This is a genomic window from Duganella sp. Dugasp78 (assembly GCF_059491455.1).
Map to the genome: position 1 here is coordinate 4,560,984 of NZ_CP168506.1, position 24,754 is coordinate 4,585,737.

Annotated in this window: 17 protein-coding genes; 10 read left to right on the plus strand and 7 right to left on the minus strand. The window is 64.0% G+C overall.

Going from position 1 to position 24,754, the window contains the following annotated elements:
- Window positions 1–91 precede the first annotated feature (91 nt).
- Complete coding sequence (locus ACEN9O_RS20290; protein ID WP_495613619.1) at window positions 92–1,081, plus strand: LysR family transcriptional regulator; 990 nt, start codon at window positions 92–94, stop codon at window positions 1,079–1,081.
- 7 nt (window positions 1,082–1,088) lie between these two features.
- Here ACEN9O_RS20290 and ACEN9O_RS20295 read toward each other — a convergent pair whose 3' ends face one another.
- Both ACEN9O_RS20295 and ACEN9O_RS20300 read right to left on the minus strand, forming a co-directional pair.
- On the minus strand, window positions 1,089–2,018 hold the full coding sequence (locus ACEN9O_RS20295; RefSeq protein ID WP_495613620.1) for a tetratricopeptide repeat protein: 930 nt from the start codon (window positions 2,016–2,018) through the stop codon (window positions 1,089–1,091).
- Between the two features lie 41 nt (window positions 2,019–2,059).
- Window positions 2,060–3,331: a D-amino acid dehydrogenase gene (locus ACEN9O_RS20300; protein ID WP_495613621.1), complete on the minus strand. Its 1,272-nt coding sequence runs from the start codon at window positions 3,329–3,331 to the stop codon at window positions 2,060–2,062.
- 102 nt (window positions 3,332–3,433) lie between these two features.
- On the opposite strand from ACEN9O_RS20300, the gene ACEN9O_RS20305 reads away from it, so the two are divergent.
- Window positions 3,434–5,053, plus strand: a complete 1,620-nt coding sequence (locus ACEN9O_RS20305; RefSeq protein WP_495613622.1) for an Lcl domain-containing protein — start codon at window positions 3,434–3,436, stop codon at window positions 5,051–5,053.
- Window positions 5,054–5,065: 12 nt separating this feature from the next.
- Here ACEN9O_RS20305 and ACEN9O_RS20310 read toward each other — a convergent pair whose 3' ends face one another.
- The gene (locus ACEN9O_RS20310) at window positions 5,066–5,659 is read right to left on the minus strand and encodes a YdeI/OmpD-associated family protein (RefSeq protein ID WP_495613623.1); all 594 of its coding nucleotides are present in this window, start codon (window positions 5,657–5,659) and stop codon (window positions 5,066–5,068) included.
- Between the two features lie 32 nt (window positions 5,660–5,691).
- Window positions 5,692–7,239 carry an FAD-dependent monooxygenase gene (locus ACEN9O_RS20315; protein ID WP_495613624.1) on the minus strand — a complete coding sequence of 516 codons (1,548 nt, stop codon included), beginning with the start codon at window positions 7,237–7,239 and terminating at the stop codon, window positions 5,692–5,694.
- A gap of 105 nt (window positions 7,240–7,344) precedes the next feature.
- Here ACEN9O_RS20315 and bla point away from each other — a divergent pair, with 105 nt between their 5' ends.
- Together bla and ACEN9O_RS20325 are read left to right on the plus strand one after the other, a co-directional pair.
- Window positions 7,345–8,232 (plus strand): class A beta-lactamase, encoded by an 888-nt coding sequence (gene bla / locus ACEN9O_RS20320; protein WP_495613625.1) that lies wholly within the window; start codon window positions 7,345–7,347, stop codon window positions 8,230–8,232.
- Window positions 8,233–8,261: 29 nt separating this feature from the next.
- Window positions 8,262–8,780, plus strand: coding sequence for a hypothetical protein (locus tag ACEN9O_RS20325; RefSeq protein WP_495613626.1), 519 nt, complete (start codon window positions 8,262–8,264; stop codon window positions 8,778–8,780).
- Here the strand turns inward: ACEN9O_RS20325 and ACEN9O_RS20330 are convergent.
- Genes ACEN9O_RS20330 through ACEN9O_RS20340 form a run of 3 tightly spaced genes read right to left on the minus strand, consistent with a single transcriptional unit; the run spans window position 8,777 to window position 14,201 of the window.
- On the minus strand, window positions 8,777–9,496 hold the full coding sequence (locus ACEN9O_RS20330; protein WP_495613627.1) for a polysaccharide deacetylase family protein: 720 nt from the start codon (window positions 9,494–9,496) through the stop codon (window positions 8,777–8,779). The genes ACEN9O_RS20325 and ACEN9O_RS20330 overlap by 4 nt on opposite strands.
- On the minus strand, window positions 9,493–10,014 hold the full coding sequence (locus ACEN9O_RS20335; RefSeq protein WP_495613628.1) for a 4'-phosphopantetheinyl transferase family protein: 522 nt from the start codon (window positions 10,012–10,014) through the stop codon (window positions 9,493–9,495). The genes ACEN9O_RS20330 and ACEN9O_RS20335 overlap by 4 nt, the downstream gene beginning before the upstream one ends.
- A 59-nt stretch (window positions 10,015–10,073) precedes the next feature.
- Window positions 10,074–14,201, minus strand: coding sequence for a Pls/PosA family non-ribosomal peptide synthetase (locus tag ACEN9O_RS20340; protein ID WP_495613629.1), 4,128 nt, complete (start codon window positions 14,199–14,201; stop codon window positions 10,074–10,076).
- A gap of 137 nt (window positions 14,202–14,338) precedes the next feature.
- Here ACEN9O_RS20340 and ACEN9O_RS20345 point away from each other — a divergent pair, with 137 nt between their 5' ends.
- The 6 genes from ACEN9O_RS20345 (at window position 14,339) to ACEN9O_RS20370 (ending at window position 24,723) form a co-directional block, all read left to right on the plus strand.
- A complete protein-coding gene (locus ACEN9O_RS20345; protein ID WP_495613630.1) occupies window positions 14,339–15,841 on the plus strand; it encodes an AMP nucleosidase in 1,503 nt (500 codons plus the stop codon).
- 178 nt (window positions 15,842–16,019) lie between these two features.
- The gene (locus tag ACEN9O_RS20350; protein ID WP_495613631.1) at window positions 16,020–18,920 is read left to right on the plus strand and encodes a TonB-dependent receptor; all 2,901 of its coding nucleotides are present in this window, start codon (window positions 16,020–16,022) and stop codon (window positions 18,918–18,920) included.
- 462 nt (window positions 18,921–19,382) lie between these two features.
- Window positions 19,383–20,735: an MFS transporter gene (locus ACEN9O_RS20355; RefSeq protein ID WP_495613632.1), complete on the plus strand. Its 1,353-nt coding sequence runs from the start codon at window positions 19,383–19,385 to the stop codon at window positions 20,733–20,735.
- Between the two features lie 19 nt (window positions 20,736–20,754).
- Window positions 20,755–21,702: a glycoside hydrolase family 43 protein gene (locus ACEN9O_RS20360; RefSeq protein WP_495613633.1), complete on the plus strand. Its 948-nt coding sequence runs from the start codon at window positions 20,755–20,757 to the stop codon at window positions 21,700–21,702.
- 103 nt (window positions 21,703–21,805) lie between these two features.
- The gene (locus ACEN9O_RS20365; RefSeq protein ID WP_495613634.1) at window positions 21,806–22,852 is read left to right on the plus strand and encodes an aldose epimerase family protein; all 1,047 of its coding nucleotides are present in this window, start codon (window positions 21,806–21,808) and stop codon (window positions 22,850–22,852) included.
- A gap of 128 nt (window positions 22,853–22,980) precedes the next feature.
- A complete protein-coding gene (locus ACEN9O_RS20370; protein ID WP_495613635.1) occupies window positions 22,981–24,723 on the plus strand; it encodes an IlvD/Edd family dehydratase in 1,743 nt (580 codons plus the stop codon).
- The last annotated feature ends 31 nt before the right edge of the window (window positions 24,724–24,754 follow it).

Sequence of the window (24,754 nt, forward strand, 5' to 3'; positions counted from 1 at the left end):
TGTTTTCCTTATCAATGGATTTACTAAACATAGTATGCATCTTTGCAAATAATGGCACAATACTCAATAATGCAAATGAGATTTGCGCTAAATGCAAAAATGGAATGAAATGATAGATTGCCTGAAGTGTCTGTTGGCGGTGGTGGAGTACGGCAGCCTGTCACGCGCGGCGGCCGAGCTCAAGATGGCGGTATCCTCGGTGTCGCGCAAGCTCGACGCGCTGGAGGAGGATGTGGGCGCGCGCCTGCTGTTGCGCAGCTCGCGCCAGATGTTATTGACCGATGCCGGCGAACGCTTCCTGCCGCGCGCACGCAACATCCTGGCCGAGCTGGAGGAAGCCAAGGCCGCCGTGCAGGAGCTGGACACCGAACCGCGCGGCCTGCTGACGGTGACGGCGCCGGCCGCCTTCGGCCGGCTGCACGTGGCACCGGCCATCGCCGAGTTCTTGCGGCACTGTCCGCTGCTGGAGGTGGAGCTGCACGTCAGCGACGATATCGTCGACCTGTCCGCGCGCCGGGTCGACGTGGCCGTGCGCGCCGGCGTGCTGCCCAATAGCGACCTGGTGGCGACGCGGCTGGCGGTCCAGCACCGCGTGGTCAGCGCCAGCCCGGCCTATCTGGAGCGTCATGGCTGGCCGCAAAGCCCGCTCGACCTGCTCAACCACCAATGCCTGACCGTGACCGGGCGCGCGGCGCCGCGCGGCTGGTGGCGTTTCGACGGTGTGAACCAGAACCAGCCCCTGGCCGTCAGGGGCAAGCTGCGCTGCGACGACACCGATTCGCTGCTGCACGCGGCCATCGGCGGCGCCGGGCTGGTGCATCTGGCGAACTGGCTGGTGAGCGACGCCATCGTCGCCGGCCAGCTGGTGCCAGTGTTCCCGATGGCGCCGGTGCAGCGCGGCGCGGCGCCAGGCCGGCACGACCCTCAGGAGTCCGCCGTCCATGCGGTGCTCATGCCGGGGCGTTCCAACCAGGCCAAGGCCCAGCTGCTGATACGTCATTTGAAGGAGTATTTCGGCGATCCGCCGTATTGGGATCTTGCGATGGAGGCAGCCGGGGCGGGTGAGCGCCGCGCCCCGTGAGGTGAGATTAGTCCCAGTCGCCGCCGCCACCACCGCCGCCGCTGTCGCCACCGCCACCACCGCCGCCGGAATTGTCCCAGCCGCCGCTGACGCCGAAGTCGTTGCCGCCCATGTCGTCGCGGCGCAGCAGTTCGTCGCGTGACGGGTCGTCATAGACGATATCGTTGCGCGGCTGGTCGTGGTTGCCGGAATCGTGGTTGCCGCCGGTGAACTGGCGCGCCAGCGCCTCGCCCGCGACGATGCCCGCGCCCACCGCGGCGCCGGTCGCCAGGCCGCCCATGATGCGCGAACCCATGCCGCTACCTTGCGGCTGGCCGTAACCTGGCTGCGGATAGCCCTGCTGCGGATAAGCGCCGCCTGGTGCATAGCCGGGCGCCGGAGCGCCGCCGGGGTTGAAGCCGGCCGGATTGTTGTAGCTGTCGGTCTGCGCGTTACGGCGCGACATGAAGCGCGTCGCCAGCCAGATAAAGCCCAGCAGGCCGCCGCCGAGGATCAGGATGGTGCCCCAGGGGATGCCGCTGCTCTGCGGTGCGCCGTAATTGCCATTGCTGTAAGCGCCATTGCTGCGGGCCGGCTGCTGCTGCGAATAGTTGGCTTTAGGCCGCTGGCCGTCGGCCAGCAGCGTGCGCAGCTTGGCCAGCGCGTTTGGATTCACCTTCGGCAGGCCGGGCGACAGCCGTTCGGCCGTGGACAGCTCGCCCTGTGCGGCGGCGAACTGGCCTTGCTTGGCCAGCAGCTCGGCCTCCACGAAGTGCGCGGTGGCGCTGTTCGGGCGGGCTTTCAGGACTTGGTCCATCAGCGCCTGGGCGTCGCTGTACTTGCCTGCTTCTGCGGCTACGTAAACATCATGTATCGTGGGTTCAGCCGCAAACGCCGGCACCGCCAGCGCCAGGGCGCTGGCCAGCAGGGTCATACGTGCGAAAGATTTTGCCGTCATGTCAGATCTCCTTGTAGGGACAGGCTGAATATGGTGGCAGTTTACGCCATTTTCAAGCCTTGCGCGGTACGCTGATTAACGGATGCCGTTGGCGCGCCCACTGCGGCCATCACCGTACCGGCGATGATGTCGGCGGTGGCGGCCGACAAGGTCCAGCCCAGGTGGCCGTGGCCGGTGTTGTAGAACACGGTTGGCGCCTTGCCGCGGCCCACGCGCGGCATCAGGTCCGGCATCATCGGACGCAGGCCGGCCCAGGGCGTGACGTCGCGCGTGCAGATGGCGGGGAAGCATTGTTGCACCCAGTCGAGCAGCGGCGCAATGCGGTCGGCGCGGATGTCGCGGTTGTAGCCGTTGAATTCCGCCGTGCCGGCCACGCGCAGGCGGTCCGTGCCCAGGCGGCTGGCCACCAGCTTGGTGGCGTCGTCCACCAGGCTGACGTTGGGCGCGGCGGCCTGGCTGGCCGCATCGTGCAGGTGGACGGTGACCGAGTAACCCTTGACCGGGTAGACGTTGACGCGGTCGCCCAGCATGGCCGCCAGCTCGCGGCTGGCGGTGCCGGCGCAGACCACTACCGCATCGTAGCGCCGGGTATCGGCGGCGCCGCCGTGCGTGGTGGTGATGAAGGCGCCGCTGGCGTCGGCGCGGACCTGGCTCACCTGCTGGTCGAAGCGCAGGTCCGCGCCCAGGCGCTGCGCCGCCTGCGCCAGGCCGGTGGTGAATTTGTGAATGTCGCCGGAGCTGTCGCTTTCGGTGTAGTGGCCGCCGTAGAACTGGCCCGTCAGCGTTGGCTCGAGGGCGCGCATTTCCTCGGGCGTGACGGCGCGGCGCGGCAGGCCGCCTTGCGCCAGCAGTTTCGATACCTCGGCTGCGTGTTCGAAGTCGGCCCGGTCGCGGTGGATGTGCAGGATGCCCGCGCGCTTGTGGTTGAAGTCTATGCCTTCCTGCGCGGCCCAGCTGAACAGGTGTTCGCGCGCGGCCACGGCCAGCCTGGTGGTGGCGATGGTGTTGTCGCGGTAGCGGGGAATGGCGGCGATGAATTCGGCAAACCAGGACAGCTTATGCCAGCCCGGCTTCGGATTGACCAGCAACGGCGCATCGTTCTTCAGCATCCACTTCAGGCCTTTGACGATGGTGCCGCGGTGGTTCCATGCTTCGGCGTTGGAGGCGGACAGCTGGCCGCCGTTGGCAAACGAGGTCTCCATCGCGGCGTAGCGGTGGCGCTCCAGCAGCGTGACGGCGTAGCCACGCCTGGCAAGCGCGTAAGCAGTGGTGACGCCGGTGACGCCGCCGCCGATGATGGCTATGGTTTTCATCCGTGTGTAGTAAAAATTTCCCGCGTAGAGGCGAGAGTTTAACATCTAAGTAGCGTCAGCCCGGGAAGGGGACTAGACTGTCAAAAAACTAGGGAGAAAACCATGGGGCCCATCCGTTTGCTGCTTGGTGTGCTTGGCGTCAGCCTGATCAACGCTTGCGGTGGGGGCGGAGGCGGCGGCTACGGGGGCGGCAATGGCAATACCCAACCCTTTGTCCCTGTGCCGTCGAATACCGCCTCCGGCACGGTTATGTTCAAGGGCGCGCCGATGGCCGGCGCCACCGTGACGGTCTATTCCACCAATAACAACCGTGTCTTCGCGACCACCACCACCGACGCCAATGGGAATTACAGCGTAAGCGGCCTGCAGACTTCCTGCACCTTGTCGTGCAAGCAAAATTACCAGTTCTTTGCCTCCAAGGCTGGCTACGCGTTCAATCCTTTCATGGCGACGAATGTGTCGGGCGACCGTTCCGCTTATCTGTGGGACCCGTCGCCAAAGAATTGGTACGTCAATACCGGCGCCGCCGTTACGCGGTCCGAATACAACGGGGCGTTTTCAAATCCCGATGGCGGTTCCCCCATCATGTTCAACGTTGTCAATTTGATTTCGGCAGTTAATAACTCCATCACCGGCGCCAACTTCAATGCCTACGACGGCAGCAATCCACTGGCGACCATCGCCTCGACCGGACAGTCAGGCAGCTACGTCGCCGGCGACGATGGCGCGCTGAAAAAAGGCGTGGCCTGGCCGGGCAGGCGTTACACCGACAACCAGGACGGCACAGTCACCGACAACCTGACCGGTCTGGTCTGGTTGAAAAATGCCGGGTGCCTGAGTCCGGCGCTCTGGGCGAACGCGCTGACCGAGGCCAACCAGTTGGCGAGCGGGGCCTGCGGATTGACCGACGGCTCCAGGCCCGGCGACTGGCGCCTGCCCAACCTGGTGGAGCTCGAAAGCCTGGTCGACGTCTCCGCCAGCAATCCCGCGCTCACCGCCGGCCACCCGTTCACCGCCGTCTCGTCCGGAATCTACTGGACCTCGACCAGCTACTATGGCGGACAGGGCGGCTCGCCGAACGCGTGGGCGATCCGCATGCAGGATGGGCGCTACATCAACGACAATTCTGCTTCCAACCTCAACATCAAGGCCACCTCGACGAATGCGGTGTGGGCGGTCAAAGGCACGAGCACCGGCGCGGCCAAGTTGCAGGCGACGGGCTTCTATGTTTTCTACGCCAGCGGCGACGACGGCTCGCAGGAAAAAGGCGCACCGCTGCCGGCGCCACGGATGCGCGACAATGGCAACGGCACGGTCACCGACACGGCCACCGGCCTGATCTGGCTGAAGAAGGCCGATTGCATCCAGCAGAACTGGACGGCGGCGCTGGGTGCCATCAGCATGCTCGCCAGCGGCCAGTGCGGCCTGACGGACGGTTCCGTCGCGGGCGCCTGGCGTATGCCGAACCGGAAAGAAATGCAAAGCCTGGCGGATCGCGGGCAAGCCAATATGGCGGACTATTTCAATGAGTCGTTCAACAGCGCTCAGGCGGGCATCGCTTCGCAGCCCGCCAGTTTTTCCAAATTTGCGCAGTTTCAGTATTATTGGACTTCCACCACCAACGCCGCCAGCCCCGGCGATGCATGGAGCGTGTTCAGCTGCGACTTCGGCGTCTACAACATCCCCAAGGAGAACGTCGGCTATGCACTGGCGGTTCGATGAGGTCGACAGGTCCTAGTCGTCCAGCCCTTTGCCCTTGAGGATATGCGGGATGCATTTTTCCACGCGCGACTCGCGGGTCTTGGCCTGCTTGGCTGACGAGAAGTGCAGCAGGTAGCCGCGTTGCCTGCCTGGCGTCAGGGCGTTGAACGCTTCCTGCAGGGCGGGCGATTCCTCCAGCTTGTTCAGGAATTCTTCCGGCATCGCGAATTCCGCCGTCTTCTTGAATTCCACCTGCTGGCCCGACTGCTCCACCTTGATGGCCTCGCGGATGTAGGACTTCAAGGTCGCTGCCATCCTGGCGATTTCTTCGGCGCTGGTGAAGCGGATCTGGCGTCCGGCCTGCACGTTCTCCGTTTGCTGGATCAGGATGCCCTTGGGATCCTGCATCAAGGCGCCTTTGAAAAACAGCAGCGCACAGTACTCCTTGAAGCCGTGCATTAGCACGATGTTCTGTCCGTCGAGGGTGTAGCAGGGATGGCCCCATTTGAACTCCTCGTTCAGCTCGCAGCCGAGCGCGATGGCGCGCAGCTTGAGGTAGGCGTCCTGCCATTTGCCCGGCTTGCCGACGTAGGCATCCACCTTGGCGTTCAATGTCTTCTCTGTCATGTGCGCTGGTATCAATGGTGACGGAAAAACAATTATACCGGGCTCCCTGCGACCGTCGCTACTGCAGGGGCGAAGCGCAGGCGATAGCGTTCCACCAGGGCGCGCAGGGAGTCGAGCTCCTGGCGCGGCAGGGCCAGCGCCACGTGCATGTCGGGACGGATCAGGTAGGCGGCGTCGCGCAGCAGGCCGGCTTCCGCAGCGGCGTCGCTCCATGGATAGACCTGCAGCGGCAGCGATACTTCGTGCGCGGCGGCGCCCAGCAAGGCCGATGGCTGGCCGTAGATATGCAGTTGCCAGTCCAGCGTTTGCAGCGCGCTGAAATTGTCCGCGCCGTCGGTCAGTGGGACCCAGGGCAGGCGGTCGCCGCCGATGACGTCGCCGGCGCGGCCGCCGCTCAGATGGCTGTCGGGATAGTGGATCTGCACCTGCGACAAGGTCTTGAACAGCGTGCGGCGCGCCGCCGCAAAGCCGGCCAGCACTGGGAACACATGCGGCACCAGCCAGTTGCGCAGCAATTGGCCGCTGGCGCCCTGCGCGACGATCAGTTGGAAGGCGCGGTCGGTGGTGGCCACCAGCTTGCGTGCGAAGACGATGCGTTCGGCCTGGTAGGTGTCGAGCAGGGCGGGGTCGGCGCGGGCTTGCAGCACGTGGGCCAGTTTCCACGACAGGTTGACGGCGTCGCCTATGCCGGTGTTCATGCCCTGGCCGCCGGCCGGGCTGTGGATGTGGGCCGCGTCGCCTGCCAGGAAGCAGCGGCCGGTGTGGAATTGCGTCGCCACGCGGTGGTGCACGCGATAGGTGGAGAACCAGTTGACCTGTTCCACCTGGATGCCGAGCAGCGGCTCCAGCACCGGGCGGATGTCTTCGAAGCCCGGCTCGGGCAGGGCTTCCGCCTGCGGCGGCAGGATGCCGATCAACCGCTGCATGCCGCGCGAGCGCACCGGCAGCATCAGCGCAAAGGTGTTGGCGCCGATGTGGCCGACCAGGTCGCGGTTCTCCGGCCCGGAGGTCTTGACGTCGGCCACGTAGTACAGATGATCGTAGGTGCCGCCGGAGAAATCGAGCTTCAGCGTATCGCGCACGCGGCTGCGGGCGCCGTCGCAGCCGCACAGGTAGGCGCTGCTGCAGGCGATGCGGTCGCCGCCACGTTCCAATACGGTGCGCACGCCCCATTCGTCCTGCGTGAACGATTCGAGTTCGGTGTTCCATTCGACCTCCACGCCCAGGGCCTTCAGCTGCTCGACCAGGAAGCGCTCGTGGTCGTCCTGCGGAAAGGCCAGCACGAAGGGATAGGGACTGAGGCCGGCGCCGATGTCCTTGAGCGGCAGTTCGACGACATCCTCGCCGCCTTCGCGCAAGTGGATGGCTTCGATCCTGATGCCGAGGTTGACGACGACGTCGGCAAAGCCCAGCTGCCGATAGAATTCCAGCGTGCGGGCATGCACCGCCATCGCGCGCGAGGCCTGGCCAGGACCGCTGTTTTTGTCGATGATGCGCACGGCAACACCATGCCGCGCCAGCCGAACGGCGAGTACCAGGCCGGTGGGACCGGCGCCGACGATGAGGACTTGAGGGGCCATGTGAAGAGTCTACATCCGGCGCCAAATGGGGTGCGTTCAATTGAATCCGGGTTTAAGGAACGGCTGGTAATATGCAAAACATTACTAACCTTACACCTGTGTACCATGACCGTTTTCGCCACACGCCGTGTCCTGATGCTGGCGCTTGCCGCCGCTCCCTTCGCCCGCGCTGCGGATTTGCTCGATGGCGCGCCGGGCGCCACGCCGCCTTCAGCGGCGGCGCTGCTGGCCAGGCTGGAGACCGAATCGGGTGGACGGCTGGGCGTGGCGGCGTGGAACACGGCCGACGGCCGCAGGCTGCTGCATCGCGCCGATGAGCGCTTCCCGTTTTGCAGCACGTTCAAGATGATGCTGTCCGCCGCCGTGCTGGCCAGGGAGCCGTCGCTGCTGAAGAAGCACGTGCGGTATGCGAAAAGCGATCTCGTGACGTACTCGCCGATCACCGGAAAACACGTCGGCAAAGGCATGACGGTGGCGGCGCTGTGCGAGGCGGCCATCCAGTACAGCGACAACACAGCGGCCAACCTGCTGATGAAGCAGATCGGCGGACCGGCGGCGGTGACAGCGTTCGCGCGCTCGATAGGCGACATGGAGTTCCGCTTGGACCGTATCGAGACGGAGCTCAACTCCGCGCTGCCCGGCGATCCGCGCGACACCACGACGCCGGCGGCCATGGCGGAGTCGTTGCACAAGCTGGTGCTGGGCGACGGCCTGGGCGCGGCGCAGCGCAAGCAGCTCAAGGACTGGATGTTGGGGAACACCACCGGCGACACCCGCATCCGCGCCGGTGTGCCGTCCGGCTGGCTGGTGGCCGATAAAACCGGCACCGGCGACTATGGCAGCACCAACGTTATCGGCGTCATCTGGCAGCCGGGCCGGGCGCCGGTGGTGCTGGTGGTCTACCTCACCCAGCCCGGCAAGGACGACAAGGCGCGCAGCGAGATCCTCGCCGATGCGACCAGGATAGTCGTCGAAGCGTTCCGGGTCGGTTAAACTACGGCCTTACACATTAAGGCCTGATCATGACGAACCAAAAACAACAAGCGCCTGCGGGCCGGGTAGCGAATCCTTTCCTGAACGCCGATTTCTACTCGCGCATGCGCGACTACACCGAGCGCGACGCGGCGTTTTCCAAGGAAACCAAGGCGATCGGCGAGAGCGGCGCCGGCAAGCAGAGTACCGATGCGCGCCATGCGCCGTCGCTGGCGCTGCTGCGCGCGGTCGTGAAAAAGGGCCTGACGCTGGAAGAGATGTTGAACCGCATCGTGCGCGGCGTGGAGTCGGGCCTGTGGGAGCCATGGTTGGCGGCCTTCGGTATCGAGCTGCGCGGCGTGAACTACGCCAAGACCGGCGAGCGCAATGCGCGCCTGGCGATCGACATGAGCATGAGCTCCAAGGCGCATACGCTGTTTTCCGCCGCCGGTATCGGCAACTGGCGCAGCCTGGTGGCCGAAGACTGTGCCCAGGTCCAGATCGACAAGCCCACCGAGAAGACGCCGGCCAGGATGACCGCCATCTTCTTCCTCGACGCTGCCGCTTAATTCCACTCCAGATGCACGATGCTGTAGCCGCGCTGCTTGAGTAGCTTGAGCAGTTCCGGCAGCGCCTTCGCGGTCGGCAGGTTCGCGTCGTGCATGAGGAGGATGCCGCCGCCGCTTTCGCCCAGGTTTTTGACCAGGCGCTGGACCAGGATCTCGGTGGTGTCTTCCGGCAGCCAGTCGTTGATGCCGAGGTCTATCGACATCACGGTGATGCCGGCTTCCTTGAGCGCCGCCAGCATGGTTGGCGTCTCTCCCAGGTAGGGGAAGCGATAGGCCGCCGTGGGCTTGCCGAAGGCTGCCTGGTAGGCCGCCTGCACTTGATGGAGATCGGCCAGCTGCTCCGCCTCGCTCAGCGTGGACAGGTTCGTGTGCGTCTGGCCGTGCACTCCGGCCGAATGGCCTTCCGCCACCACACGCCGCGCCAGTTCAGGCGATTTCTCGATATTGGTGCCGACCATGAAGAAGGTGGCTCGCGCGCATTGGTCCGCCAGCGCCTTGAGGACCATCGGCGTGGTTGCCGGCACCGGGCCGTCGTCGAAGGTCAGTACGATTTCGTTTTTTTGCAGGGGCAGCGGCGCGTGCTGCATGGCGCCGTATAGCGCACCCTCGCGTTTGAGCGTGAGGGTGCGGGCGGTGCCCAGCTTGTCGGGGCCGCAGCCGGCGGCATGGGCTATCCCGGATAACGCCAGCAGCAGGCCGGCCATTGCGATTTTCATTTGCTTGGGTCCACGGATTGGAAAGCCAACGAGACTACCAGATTATCTGGCAGCAGGGTGGATAGCGTGTTGGTCTGCAGCGTGGCCACATCCTCCGACCATTCGACCAGTTGCATGCCCAGGCATTTGAGCGCGGCCTCGTGCCGGGTCCAGGCGAAGGTGAATGCGAGCGTGCATTCGGCGGTGGGTGTGGCCGCCAGCGTGGCGCAGACTTCAGGTCCGAGATAGTCGCGCGCCACGGCCTGCCAGTCGTGGACCTCCTGCGCACGCATCAAATCGACGCCGACCGCGCCATGCAGGTTGATGGCGGCCAGCGAATAACCGTCTTCGTGGGTGAATGAGCAGCCGATGGCGCGTTCGTCGCCGGCCAGCGTGATGCGCGGCGCCTGGCCGGGCGTGCTGTCGATGAGGATAGCACCGGCGTCGATGCCCAGCACCGCGGCCAGCGCGGCGCACGTCGCCGAGCGGATTTGCGTGCGGGCGACCAGCCGGTCCACGCTGGTCGCGACGCCAATCACGAACAGGCCGTCCTGCGGCGCCGGCACAGGGCCGGGCCAGGGGTGGATGATCAGCGCCGTCATCTTGCGGGTGCGGCCGGACAGCCGGCCCAGTAACCGTTGGCGGGAATCTGTTCGCCCTTCATCACCAGCGTCAGCGCGCCGAGGCGGGCGTTGTCGCCGACCACGGCGCTGTACAGCACCGAACTACGCGGTCCCATGTAGACGTTCCGGCCGATGGTGACGCGGTCGATCTTCATCACGCGGTCCTCGAACAAGTGGGTCTGCGGGCAGGTCAGCGCATTGAGCTCGCTGTGGTCGCCGATGTGGACGCAGTCGAATTCCGTGATGTCGGTGGTGTCCAGGTAGACGCCCTTGCCGATGCGGGAGCCCAGCATGTTGAACGCCAGCGGCAGCCACGGCGTGCCGCGCAGGTAGCGCATGAAGTTCGGCACGGCGATGCCTTCGTACAGATTGGTCACGCCTTCGGACAGCCACACGAACGGCGTCCACATCGGCTCCGACTGTTTGCGATAGCGGCCGATCAGCAGCCATTTCAACAGCACCACGAAGATGTAATTGCCGACGCCATAGCCCAGGCCAGCCAGCGTCAGGTCCCAGGTCACCTCGGCCCAGCGGCCGGCGCCGGCGGCCGGCATCACCGCCAGCACCAGCGTGTAGCCGACCGCGATCACCAGCGCGTGCGGCGCGACGATGCGGAAGGCTTCGATCAGGCCGCGGCCCAGGCGGCGCATCGGCGACGGATGGAAGGTCAGGTTTTCCGGATAGCCGCTGGTCTGCTCGCGCGCGGGCAGGTTGATCGGCGGGGAGCCGAGCCAGGTGTCGCCGTTCTTTATCTGCTCGTTGGCCGGCGCGCACGAGTGCACGCCGATCAGCACATTCTCCGGCAGGATGGTGCCGTCCGGGATGTAGGCGCCGTTGCCGACGAAGCTGCGGTTCGACACCACGGTCGGCTTCATGACCATCCAGCCGCCGTCGATCTCCTCGTCGCCCAGCATGACGGCATCGGCGATGAAGGTCTCGTCGCCCAGGGTCAGCATGTCCGGCACCACGCCCAGCGCGGTGGAGATCTCGGCGTCCTTGCCGACCTTGGCGCCCAGCAGGCGATACCAGTAGGGCGCGAACACGGTGGCGTAAATGCCGTGCAGGACGTTGAGGCTCGATTCCTGGATCTGGCTCACCAGCCACTTGGCACAGTAGGTATTGCTGTGGATGGCCGAGCGGCCCGGCTGCAGGCGTGGCAGCACGCTCCAGCGGATGCCGGCCGACAGCAGCGCCGTCAGCACGATCAGCACCGTGCTGGCGGGGAAGGCCAGCAGGAAGTAGCGCAGCAGCTGGATGCGCACGTCGTCGCCCTGTATCCACGGCAGCCAGCCCTGCTCGTCGAACCAGTCGATCAGCACAAAGCTGGGGAACACCGGCATGAAGAACAGCGTGACGATCAGCAGGATGCCGAAGACGAAGAACGCGGCTTCGGCCATGCGGCGCGCGGCGCTGACCTGGGGACGCGGCGGCAGGCGCTGGGTGTCGAAGGCACCGGTGTCGCGCGCCGGCGAACCGGCCCAGACGCGGCCGGCCGGCACGCGCATGCCGTCGCCCAGCGCCGACTGGCCTTCCAGGTGGCCCAGCGCTTCGATATGCGTATTGCCCTCCAGGACGGCGAAGGAACTGACGCAGCTGTCGTTTTCCAGCGTGATCTGGCCGAGCAGCAGGCGGCCGCGCTGCACGCGGGCGTTCTCGAAATTGACGGCGTTGCCGATGCTGACGTTGTCGCCGATGGCGAGCAGGTCGGGCGAGCGCAGGGTCATCGAGCCGATGATGACGTCCTTGCCCACCTTGGCGCCCAGCGCGCGCAGCCACCAGGCGCTGAGCGAGGAGCCGCTCAGCAGATAGGCCGGCGCCGCCTCCACCAGCCGGTCGGCCAGCCACCAGCGGTAGTAGGTGATGCCCCACAGCGGATAGTCGCCGGCTTTCAGGCGGCCGGCGATCAGCCACTTGCCGGCGATGGCGATGGCGAATTCGCCGATGGTCGCCAGCAGGAACACGCCGACCGAGGCGGTGATCGCGCGCGCCACCGAGTCGCCGGGATCGCCGGTGAAGAAGTGGTAGGTGAAGAACGGCGCCAGCCACTGCGCCATGCGCAGCGCCACCAGCGCCGGCATCGCGGCCACTTGCGCCATGCCGCAGGTCCAGCGCTTGAGCGTGGAGGGCGGCGTCCAGTCGGCTTCCGCTTCGGCGGCCTTGGGCGCATCGGCCAGCACCAGCGCGATCTTGCCGACCTGGCGCTGCTGGTAGATGTCGCGCACGGTGATGTGGGCGAAGCGCGGATCGGCGCGCAGGGCCGAGGCCAGGCGCGCCGCAAAGAAGGAGTGGCCACCGAGGTCGGTGAAGAAGTCGGCCTGGCGCAGCACCGGCTGGCCTGGGAACAGGGTGGCCAGCGCGGCGAACAGCGCTTCCTCGGCCGGGGTCTCGGGCAGGTCGGATTCTTCGTTGCTGCCGGCCGGTGGTGCGCTCAGCGGCATGGCCTTGAGCGCCTTGCGGTCGATCTTGCCGGAGGTCAGGCGCGGCATGGCTTCCTGCATTTCGTAGCGGCCGGGGACCATGTACGGCGGCAGCTTGGCGGCCAGGCTGGCGCGCAGCGCTTTGACATCAAGCGCAGTTCCAGCGGCGGCTTCCGGCACGATGTAGGCCACCAGCTGGTCGATGCCATCGTCCTTGCGCAGCAGGACGGCCACGGTGCCCACGCCTTCCTGCTGCGCCAGCACGGCCTCGATCTCGCCCAGCTCCACGCGGAAGCCGCGTATCTTGACCTGGTCGTCGGCGCGGCCCAGGCACAGCACCTCGCCGTCGGCGTCGATGCGGGCCAGGTCGCCGGTGCGGTACAGGCGGGCGTCGTGCAGGCCGCTGGACCACGGGTTGAGCAGGAATTTTTCCGCCGTCAGGTCCGGGCGGCCCAGGTAGCCGGCCGCCAGGCCCGGACCGGTGATGCACAGTTCACCGATCTCGCCGCGCGGCAGCAGGCGCAGCGCCGGTTCGTGCGGCGCGACGGCCGCTTGCGCCAGCGGGTTGTCGGCGTCGACGCCGGCCGGCGCATCCGGCCCCTGCGCGACGGCGGTGGCGGCGATGGCCGGTTCGGTGCTGGTGTCGATCACCAGCAGGCCGTAGTTGGGCAGCGGCGTGCCGATGGTGACCGGATGGCCGGGCTGCAAACGCGCCAGGCTGGCCGACACTGTCGCCTCGGTCGGGCCGTAGGTGTTGAACATCTGCCGGCCGGGGCGCGACCAGCGCTCCACCAGCGATTCCGGGCACATCTCGCCGCCCAGGTTGATCAGGCGCAGGCTGGGCACTTCCTGGTTGAACAACGCCAGCAGGGTGGGCACGGCGTGCAGCACCGTGACCTGGTTTTCGTCCAGCATGCGCGGCAGCGTTTCGGGATCGCCGCTGATTTCCTTGGGGCCTATCCACAGCGTGGCGCCGGCCAGGTAGGCGATCCAGATCTCTTCGAACGACATGTCGAAGGCCACCGAGAAGCCCTGGTACACCTTGTCCTGCGCGGTCACGCCGAGCACCGCGTTTTCGCTGCGCAGGAAGTGGCAGATGCTGCGCTGGGTGATCAGGATGCCTTTCGGCTTGCCGGTCGAGCCGGAGGTGTAGATGACGTAGGCCGGCACGTCCGGCGAGACGGCACCGCGGCGCACCAGCGTGGCGCCGGCGGCAGGGGCGGCCAGCAGCGCCTCGGCGGTCCACACGGGACGGCCGATGTCCGCAAGACGCGGCGCGAAGGCGGCGCAGGTCAGCACGCCGGCGCCGTCGGCGTCGTCCAGGCACACTTGCAGACGCTCGACCGGGGTGTCCTCGTCGACCGGCAGCCAGGCCGCGCCGGCCTTGGCGATGCCAGCTTGCAGCACCAGCAGCTCGATGCCGCGCGGCAGCCACAGGCCGACGATCTGGCCCGGCTGCACGCCGGCGTCGATCAGGCGGGCCGCGACCAGGTCGGCCTGGGCGTTCAATTCGCGGTAGCTGAGGCGGCGGGCGCCGAAGATCAGCGCGGTCTGGTCGGGGGTGCGGGCGGCGCTTGCTTCCAGCAGATCCGCCAGGATTTCCTCGCGCAGCAACTCGCTTTGCGGTTTCCCGTAAAGGATGTCCGGATGCGATTGAGGGATGTGCGGCGTTACTGGGTCATTCATGTTGAAACTTTATTCTGTGTTGGCGGGTGTCATTGTACGGTACGGATGTGCGTTCCAATAGAGGAAGAATGCAAGTTCCGCTGTCAGCCTTTACAATAAGAAATAAGGGATCTTCCCCTGTGTCGCCAAGGAGCCGCATGTCACCGAGCCGTCCGTTTATCGCCCCGATGCAATTTGACGATCCGATTGCAGCTTATGAACAGGTTTTGGCCATCTACGAGGCCAACGTCGCCCACCTGCGCGACGCCATGAAACGCTTTGTCGCCGGCGAGGACGTCGGCGAGCACGTGCGCGGTTGCTACCCCTTCGTGCGGGTCCATACCGACACCGTGGCCCGCGCCGATTCGACGCTGGCGTTCGGTTTCGTCGCCGGCCCTGGCACCTACGAGACCACGCTGACCCGGCCCGATCTGTTCGAACGCTACTACCAGCAACAGTTCAAGCTGCTGCTGAAAAACCACGGCAGCCACCATCTGCGCATCGAAGTGGGCACCAGTTCGCAGCCGATCCCCATCCACTTCTCGTTTGCCGAGCACGAGCACATCGAAGGCAATATGAGCGCGGAACGGCGCCTGCTGATGCGCGACGTTTTTGATCTGCCCAACCTTGCCGCGATGGACGACGGCATCGCCAACGGCACCCACGAGCCGCCGCCAGGCGAGGCGCAGCCGCTGTCGCTGTTCACGGCGCCGCGCGTGGACTACTCGCTGCAACGGCTGCGCCATTACACCGGCACCTCGTGCGAGCACTTCCAGAAGTTTGTGCTGTTCACCAACTACCAATTCTATATCGACGAATTCGTCAAGCTGGGCCACGAGCTGATGGGGCAGGCGGGCAGCGCGCCCGGCGACGACTACATCGCCTTCATCGAGCCGGGCAACCTGGTCACGCGCCGCGTCGGCCAGGCGGTGCAGGCCAGCGACGCCCACGGCGCGCCGCTGCCGCGCCTGCCGCAGATGCCGGGCTACCACCTGATCCGCGCCGACGGCACCGGCATTTCCATGGTCAATATTGGGGTCGGTCCGGCCAATGCCAAGACCATCACCGATCATATCGCCGTGCTGCGTCCGCACGCCTGGCTGATGCTGGGCCATTGCGCCGGCCTGCGCAACACCCAGCAGCTGGGCGACTACGTGCTGGCGCATGGCTATGTGCGCGAGGACCATGTGCTCGACGAGGACCTGCCGCTGTGGGTGCCGATCCCGCCGCTGGCCGAGGTGCAGGTGGCGATCGAGGCCGCCGTGGCCGAGGTCACGCAGCTCACCGGCCACGATTTGAAACGCGTGATGCGCACCGGCACCGTCGCCAGCACCGACAACCGCAACTGGGAACTGCTGCCGCAGCGCACCCCGGAGCGCCGTTTCAGCCAGAGCAGGGCGATTGCGCTGGACATGGAAAGCGCCACGATCGCCGCCAACGGTTTCCGTTTCCGCGTGCCATACGGCACTTTGTTGTGCGTGAGCGACAAGCCCATGCATGGCGAGATCAAATTGCCGGGCATGGCTAACCAGTTTTACCGCGAGCGTGTCGACCAACATTTACGGATCGGCATCCGCGCGCTGGAGCTGCTGCGCGCCCTTGGCGTGGACAAGCTTCATAGTCGAAAGTTACGCAGCTTCACGGAGGTCGCGTTCCAGTAAGGTCATGCAAAAAATGCATGAAGCCCGCCAGGTGCGGGCTTTTTTTTCGTTTCCACTACCCGTGACGATACTTTTTTTGATATCAAAAACCCGAAAAAATTGATTGGTTTGTTTTTTTGCCTGACCCTAAGATGAATTCCGACGTAGCAGCAAAACATAACTAAAACACTGGAGACATATGAACAAGCAAATGACCGGGACTGTCGAGTCCCAGGCGAAGCATCGCCTTGTCCTGAAAACCGGCGTCGCCGTACTGGCCGCAGCCGGCCTGCTCAGCAGCGCCTCGGTATGGGCGCAAGCGGCCACCGAAAAGACCTCACCGAATGACACCGCGACTGACGCCGCCCCGACCGTGGTCGTCACGGGCGTCAAAGCATCCCTGATCAAGAGCCTGGCAATCAAGCGCACCAGCGACCAGGTGGTGGAATCGATTGTTGCCGAAGACATCGGCAAGCTGCCCGATAACAATGTCGTCGAAGCGCTGCAGCGCGTGACGGGGATCCAGGTCACCGACCGCGCCGGCGGCGAAGTCGGCACCTTGTCCATCCGTGGCCTGCCCGACGTCCAGACCACCTGGAACGGCCGCACTATCTTTACCGCGTCCGGCACCCAGGTCGCGCTGCAGGACATTCCCTCGACCCTGGTTCGCCAGATTGACGTCTACAAGACGCGCGACGCCAGCCAGCTGGAAACCGGCATTGCAGGCCAGGTTGACGTGAAGTCGCTGCGGCCGTTCGATTTCAAGGGCCAGAAAATTTCGCTGTCGGCGCGTGAAACCTATCTCGAACCCGCCAAAAAGGCCAATCCTCAGCTCAGCGCCATGTTCAGCAACCGCTGGGAAACCGGCATCGGCGAAGTCGGTGCCCTGGTCAATCTGTCGGAAGCCAAGACGAAGTACCGCAATGAAAGCGTGACGCCGGGTGCCATGGTGCCGTTCACCAGCCCCAATGCCGCCGAAGATCCCGCAGGCTACACGCCCTTGCAGCGCATCTTCGACAACAACATCTGGACGCCTGGCACCCATACCGGCTTGCCGACTGCAGCGGGTTCAACGCTGAATTTCAACGGCAAGGCTTATCCGTATTACCTGGCCCGTGACGCCGTTTTCCAGAGCGACCTTAAGGGCGAGCGGGAGCGTCCTGCCGCCAATCTCGCCTTGCAGTGGAAACCGAACGGTGATTCGGTCTACACCTTCGAATCGATGTACAACGGTTATCGTGACAAGGCCTTCAACCAGATGCTGTTCAGCTTTGTCGACTGGTGGGGTGATCTCGGCAGCAACCCTGCGGGCTCGATTACGACGTTCCCGGGAACGAACATCATCAAGAGCCGTAACGTCGGTAGCGTCTATGGTTTCAACAGCGGCGACTACACCACGTCGGCGACCGATTCCTATGTTTATGCCCTGAACGGCAAGTGGGACCTGGGCGACAGGCTGAAGCTGGAAGGTGATCTGTCGTACCAGACCAGCACCTATCACTCGGAATTCACAGCCACCCGGATTGATCGCGTTGCACCGTCTATCGACGTCGACTTCAATGCCGGCGGCAACAACACGGCGTTCCGTTTCAATAACAATGCCGATCTGACCGACCCGACCAAGTGGAATGTTGCGCAGTTCTACGATACCGCCAACCGCAACAAGGGTAGCGCCGCGACGGCCAGTCTGGCGGGCGTCTACGATGCCGACTGGGGTCCGCTGCAGACGGTCCAGTTCGGCATGCGCCTCGACGACCGCAAGGCGTCGGAGGCCAACCGCACGCAATCGGCCTTCCTGGGCCGCAACCTGGCCTCGCTGGGGCCGGCGTATTCCTCCACCAACTCGAACTTCGGCACGGCCATCTCGGACGTTCCGCGCTCATGGGTGGAACCCAATGCCTACTACATCCGCGACCATATCGACGACTGGCGCAAGCTGTATAACTCGGCCGATGCGAACTTCCTGACGACGGACAAACTGAGCCTGCAGAAGACCTTCGACGTCGATGAAAAGACCAAGAACCTCTTCGTGATGGGGAATACCCAGAACGAGCTGTTCGGCCATCGCCTGCGCGGCAATTTCGGCATGCGCTACGTTAAGGTCGATACCGACATGAACTTCTATAAGGTCGATGCCACCACCAAGGCGGTCACGCCGTCCGGTGCCAGCAAGTCGACCAGTAAGTTCCTGCCCAGCATGACCCTGATTTACGACCCATCCAAGGACGTCGTGGTGCGCTTCAACTATGGCGAAACCCTGCGCCGCCCGAGCTTCGGTGACCTGAATCCTGTCCTGCAACTCGGCGACGACGTTTCCAAGGTGGGCTATGGCTCGGGCAGCGGCGGCAATCCCGACCTGAAACCGACGCACTCCAAGAACCTCGATCTGACGGCTGAGTGGTACTTCCAGAAGGACAGCGCACTCTACGGCACTCTGTTCAAGCGCAAGATCGACGGCTTGGTCGTGAGCTTGCGTCACAAGGTACACGTTGATCCGGCGAACGACCCGTTCCGCAACTCGACCTCGGGCGGCGACCATACGAACGGCTATGACTATGTCATCAACTCGCCGGTCAACGCCTCCAACGGCGACATCAAAGGCGGCGAGCTCGGCTTGATCTATTTCCCGAAAGGGCTGCCGAGCCTGCTGGACGGCCTGGGCATCCAGGGCAGCTATACGCGGCTCACCTCGTCGCAGAACGTGCCTGACGCCAATGATGCCGGCGTCATCGTCTCGCAGCTCGAGACGCCGTTCTTCGGCGTGTCGCACAGCTCCTACAACGCCACCCTGGCTTACGAAAAGGGTCCGATCAGCGCGCGCCTGTCCTATGTCTGGCGCTCCGCCTTCCTGGCCAAAAACGAAGCCGCCTTGTTTGCCAATCCGATTGGTATCTGGCGTAGTCCGGAGAAGAGTGTGGACATGCAGATCTCCTATAAAATCAACGACAGGATGTCGGTCGATATCAGTGGTGTCAATTTGACCAACGAAATGCAGCAGCAGTATTACCACTTCGGCACTGCAGGTACCCCGCAGCTGACCAATTTCGGTACGCTCCAGATCGGACGCTCGGTCTCGGCTGCCCTCCGCTGGCAGATGTAAGTCCTGTCGGTCAAGAAGAGGGGCGCCGCACCGGTTTTCCGGGCGGCGCCCCTTGTTTTTCCGGGCGCCGGACGACGGCTTGGCGCGAAACCACATTTTTGCATCCGCGTGGTGGTTGATATCTTTTTTGATATCGAAAATCCGAAAAAATTGATTGGTTTGTTTTCTATCCAGACCCTAAGATGAGTTTCAAGTTAGCTGTCGTATCGCAACTAGCCCTAAGCCGGACCACATAACTATAAATACATACTGGAGACCTATGAAACAGCCTGCCCCCGGGATCGTCGCGTCCCCAACCTCGGTCACACCACTGGACCGACAAGCCCCTGCAACCACGCGCTGCGCGCCGCTATGACCGTTCGGTCGGCATGACCCTGAACTGGAAGATCTAAGAGCGTTTCTGTCTTGTTGTGTTGACGTCGTCCCCGCGCAGCCGGGAACGACAACCTGGTGGAGTATCCGATGTCGAATCAAAAATTATCGTTGGTGGAAAAAATAGGCTTTGGCGCCGGCGACATGGCGCTGAACGTGGTGATTTCATCGATGATGTTGATCATTACCTTCTTCTATACCGATATCTACGGCCTGAAGACGATGGACCTGGCGATGATGTTCGGCGTGGTGAAGTTTGTCGGCGCGATGGCCGACCTGACGATGGGCCAGATCACCGACCGCGTCACCAGCCGCTGGGGGCGTTACCGTCCGTGGCTGCTGCTGCTGGCCGTGCCGTATGGCCTCAGCGTGTTCTTCGTCTTCACGACGCCGGACTGGGGCTACAGCGCCAAGCTGGTTTGGGCCTATTCGACCTACATCATCATGACCATCATGACGGCGGGCGTCGGCATTCCGTATATCTCGCTGCCCAGCGCGCTGTCCAAGGACCCGCAGGAGACCTTGTCCGCCAACGGCTACCGCCTGTTCTTCGCCAAGATCGGCGCCTTCATGGTGACGGTGATCGTGCCGCTGCTGTCGGAGCGCTGGGGCGCCGGCAACGCGGCCGCCGGCTACCAGTTCGCCATGGCCGTGATGGCCGGCATGGGCGTGCTGCTGTTCCTGTTCTGCTTTTTCACCACCCGGGAGCGCGTGCAACACGTGGTGCAGCGCCAGTCGCTGTGGGAGCAGGTCAAGGTGCTGGTGAAGAACGACCAGTGGCTGATCCTGTGCGGCGTCTGCGTGACCGGCACCATCGGCTATGTGGTGCGCGGCTCGGTGGCGATCTACTACGCAAAATACTATCTCGGCGCGGACGGCCCGACCATCTCGGCCTTCCTGTCCACCGGCGTGGTGGCCGCCATCGTGTCGATGATCGCCTCGACCTGGATCACCAAGGTCTATTGCAAGGTCAACCTGTTCCGCTGGACCCAGATCGGCGTGGGCCTGATCAGCGCCGCGATGTACTTCTTCGTCGGGCCGGGCGACACCGTGCTGGCGTTTGTGCTGTACTTCCTGCTGTCGTTCGTGGTGGACCTGCATGCGCCGGTGTTCTGGTCGGCCATCGCCGAGACCATCGACTACGGCATGGTCAAGACGGGCAAGCGCGTATCGGGCTTCGCCTTCGGCGGCATTTCGGTCTGCCAGAAGGCGGGCATGGGCATCGCCGGCATCCTGGTCGGCAAGCTGCTGACGCTTTTCGCGTATGTGCCCAACGTCGAGCAGAGCGCCTACACGCTGCACGGCATCGTCCTGATGATGACGCTGATCCCAGGCTTCTTCCATACCGTAATGGGGGTTTTGATGTTCAAGTATCGTATCAACGACAAGTACTACACCGAGGTTAAGGCGGAATTGGGAGTCAAAGGCTATGTGGCAGTCTAATTATTGGGAAATCGAAGCAATGGAAGATGTACTGACTCCGCTGATCGAGCAGCGCGCCGATCCTTTTATCATTCGTCACAGCGACGGTTATTACTACTTCACCGCCTCGGTGCCGCAGTACGACCGCATCGAGCTGCGCCGCGCGAAAACCATCGCCGGCCTGGCGGACGCGGACAAGGTCGACATCTGGCACAAGCCGGATAGCGGCCCGTATAGCGAACTGGTTTGGGCGCCGGAACTGCACTACAACGACGGCGCCTGGTACGTCTACTTCGCGGCCGCGCCGAGCCGCGAGATCAAGGACAAGCTGTTCCAGCACCGCATGTACGCGATCCGCAACGCCAATCCGAATCCTTTGGTCGGCGAGTGGGAGTTCATGGGCCAGATCGACACCGGCATCGACACCTTCTGCCTGGATGCCACCACCTTCACCCACAAGGGGCAGCTGTACTACCTGTGGGCGCAGAAGGACGTGGCCATCGAGGGCAATTCCAACCTGTACATCGCGCCGATGAAAACGCCGTGGCAGCTGGGCGGGCCGCCGGTCATGCTGAGCAAGCCGGAATTCGACTGGGAGATCCGCGGCTTCTGGGTCAACGAAGGACCGTCGGTGCTGAAGAAGAACGGCAAGATCTTCATCAGCTACTCGGCCAGCGCCACCGACGAGAACTACGCCATGGGCCTGTTGTGGGCGGATGACAGGAGCGACCTGCTGGACCCGGCCTCGTGGACCAAGTCGCGCCAGCCGGTGCTGCAAACCTGCTTCGAACACGGTGTGTACGGACCGGGACATAACAGTTTTACCATCGGCGATGATGGCGAGACCGTCATGTTGGTTTATCATGCACGCACCTATACCGAGATTATCGGCGATCCGCTGTGGAATCCGGACCGCCACACCTACGTCAAACCATTGAAGTGGGACGAGCAGGGCATGCCGGTATTCGGAAAGCCCTCGATGGCCTGAATAGCCTGAACACACGTCGTTCCCGCGCAAGCGGGAATCTATAGAACATTCGCGGCGGCCACGGAACCAATTCCGTCGGCCGCCGTTGCCGTAGAAAACAACCATGCAGCCAACCATCACCACAACCGCCTTCGGCCCAGAAGCCACCCTGTACACCCTGACCAACGCCAACGGCATGATCGTCAAGATCAGCGACCTTGGCGGCGTCATCACCGAAATCCACACGCCGGACCGCAACGGCCAGCTGGCCGACGTCTGCCTCGGCTTCGACGACGCGGCGGCCTATCTGGGCGAATCCCACTACCTCGGCGCATTGATCGGCCGTTACGGCAACCGCATCGCCAACGGCCGCTTCACGCTGGACGGCGAGTCGTACCAGCTGGACGTGAATAACGGTATAAACCATTTACACGGAGGCGTGGACGGCTTCCACCGCCGCATGTGGGAAGCCGAAACTTTCGCCACGCCGCAATCGGCAGGCCTGATCCTGAGCTACCTGAGCGCCGACGGCGAGCAAGGCTATCCGGGCAAGCTGGAGGTGACGGTGATCTACGAACTGCGCAACAATAACGAATTGCGTATCGCCTTCCACGCCATCGCCGACAAAGCGACACCGGTCAACCTGACCAACCACGCCTATTTCAACCTGGCCGGCAAGGGCGACATCCTGTCCCACGAGCTGACCATCGTCGCCGACGCCTACACGCCGGTCGACAGCGGCCTGATACCCACCGGCGAACTGCCCGCGGTGGAAGGCACGCCATTCGACTTCCGCGCGCCGCATGCGATCGGCGCGCGCATCGACCAGGACGACGAGCAGCTGCGCCACGGCGCCGGTTACGACCACAACTTCGTGCTGAAAAAATCCGCGCCCGGCGCGCTGGAACTGGCGGCCCGCGTGCGCGATCCGTCCTCCGGCCGGGTGCTGGAAGTGCTGACCCAGGAGCCGGGCGTGCAGTTCTACAGCGGGAACTTCCTGCACGACGGGATGAGCGGAAAAGGGCGTATCTTCGGCCATCGCAGCGGTTTTTGCCTCGAACCTCAGCACTATCCCGACTCGCCGAACCATCCTGAATTCCCCTCGACGATACTGCGTCCGGGCGAGGAGTACAGCACCGTCATGAGCTACCGCTTCACCGTCGAGGACTGATACCAATTCAGGTATCGAAGTCGAATAATAATTTATTGGAAAGATATCTCACTACAACTTAGTATGCCTTATCGATGCGGGGGTACGACAAGCATGCCCCCGTACAAGCCCATACTGAGGAGATATGCATGTCCGAGAATGATAAAAAGGTGAAGCTGCGCTCCGCCGAGTGGTTTGGTACCCAAGACAAAAACGGTTTCATGTATCGCAGCTGGATGAAGAATCAGGGTATTCCCGATCACGAATTCCAGGGCAAGCCTATCATCGGCATCTGCAACACCTGGTCGGAGCTGACTCCTTGCAATGCGCACTTCCGCAAGCTGGCGGAGCACGTCAAGCGCGGCATCCTGGAGGCCGGCGGCTTCCCGGTTGAATTCCCGGTCTTCTCCAACGGCGAATCGAACCTGCGTCCGACCGCCATGCTGACCCGTAACCTGGCCAGCATGGACGTCGAAGAATCGATCCGCGGCAATCCGATGGACGGCGTGGTGCTGCTGGTCGGCTGCGACAAGACCACCCCGGCGCTGCTGATGGGTGCAGCATCGGTCGACATTCCGACCATCGTCGTCAGCGGCGGTCCTATGCTGAACGGTAAGCTGAACGGCAAGAACATCGGCTCCGGCACCGCCGTATGGCAGCTGCACGAGCAGGTCAAGGCCGGCGAAATCAGCATGCATGAATTCATGTCGGCGGAATCGGGCCACTCCCGCTCCGCAGGCACCTGCAACACCATGGGCACCGCGTCCACCATGGCCTGCATGGCCGAAGCGCTGGGCACCACGCTGCCGCACAATGCCGCCATTCCCGCCGTCGATTCGCGCCGCTACATCCTGGCGCACATGTCGGGCATCCGCGCCGTCGAGATGGTGAAGGAAGGCCTGACGTTGTCGAAGATTCTCAAGCGCGAGAACTTCGAGAACGCGATCCGTGTCAACGCCGCCATCGGCGGTTCGACCAACGCCGTGATCCACCTGAAGGCCATCGCCGGCCGCATCGGCGTCGACCTGGAGCTGGAAGACTGGACCCGCGTCGGCCGCGGCACGCCGACCATCGTCGACCTGCTGCCGTCGGGCCGCTTCCTGATGGAAGAGTTCTACTACGCCGGCGGCCTGCCGGGCGCCATCCGCCGCATGGGCGAGGGCGACCTGGTGCCGCATCCGGGCGCATTGACCGTCAACGGCAAATCGCTGTGGGACAACTGCAAGGAAGCGCCGATCTATGACGATGAGGTGATCCGCCCGCTGGACAAGCCGCTGTTGAAGGATGGCGGCATCTGCATCCTGCGCGGCAACCTGGCGCCGCGCGGCGCCGTGCTGAAACCGTCGGCCGCCACGCCGGAGCTGATGCAGCATCGCGGCCGCGCCGTGGTGTTCGAGGACTTTGAACACTACAAGAGCCGCATCGTCGATCCTGAACTGGAAGTCGATGCCAACTCGGTGCTGGTGATGAAGAACTGCGGCCCGAAAGGTTATCCGGGCATGGCTGAAGTGGGGAACATGGGCCTGCCGCCGAAACTGCTGGCGGCCGGCGTCAAGGACATGGTCCGCATCTCGGATGCGCGCATGAGCGGCACCGCTTACGGCACCGTGGTGCTGCACGTGGCGCCGGAAGCGATGGCCGGCGGCCCGCTGGGCATCGTCAAGGACGGCGACTGGATCACGCTCGATTGCGCCGGCGGCCTGTTGAACCTGGAGATTTCGGATGCGGAGATGGCCGAGCGCCAGGCCGCGCGCGTCATCGGCTCGGCGCCGGGACCGAAGACCGGTTACCAGAAACTCTACATCGAACACGTGCTGCAAGCCGACGAAGGCTGCGATTTCGACTTCCTGGTCGGGAACCGCGGATCGGCCGTACCGCGCCACTCGCACTAATCAATATAACCACCGCCGTCATTCCCGCGAA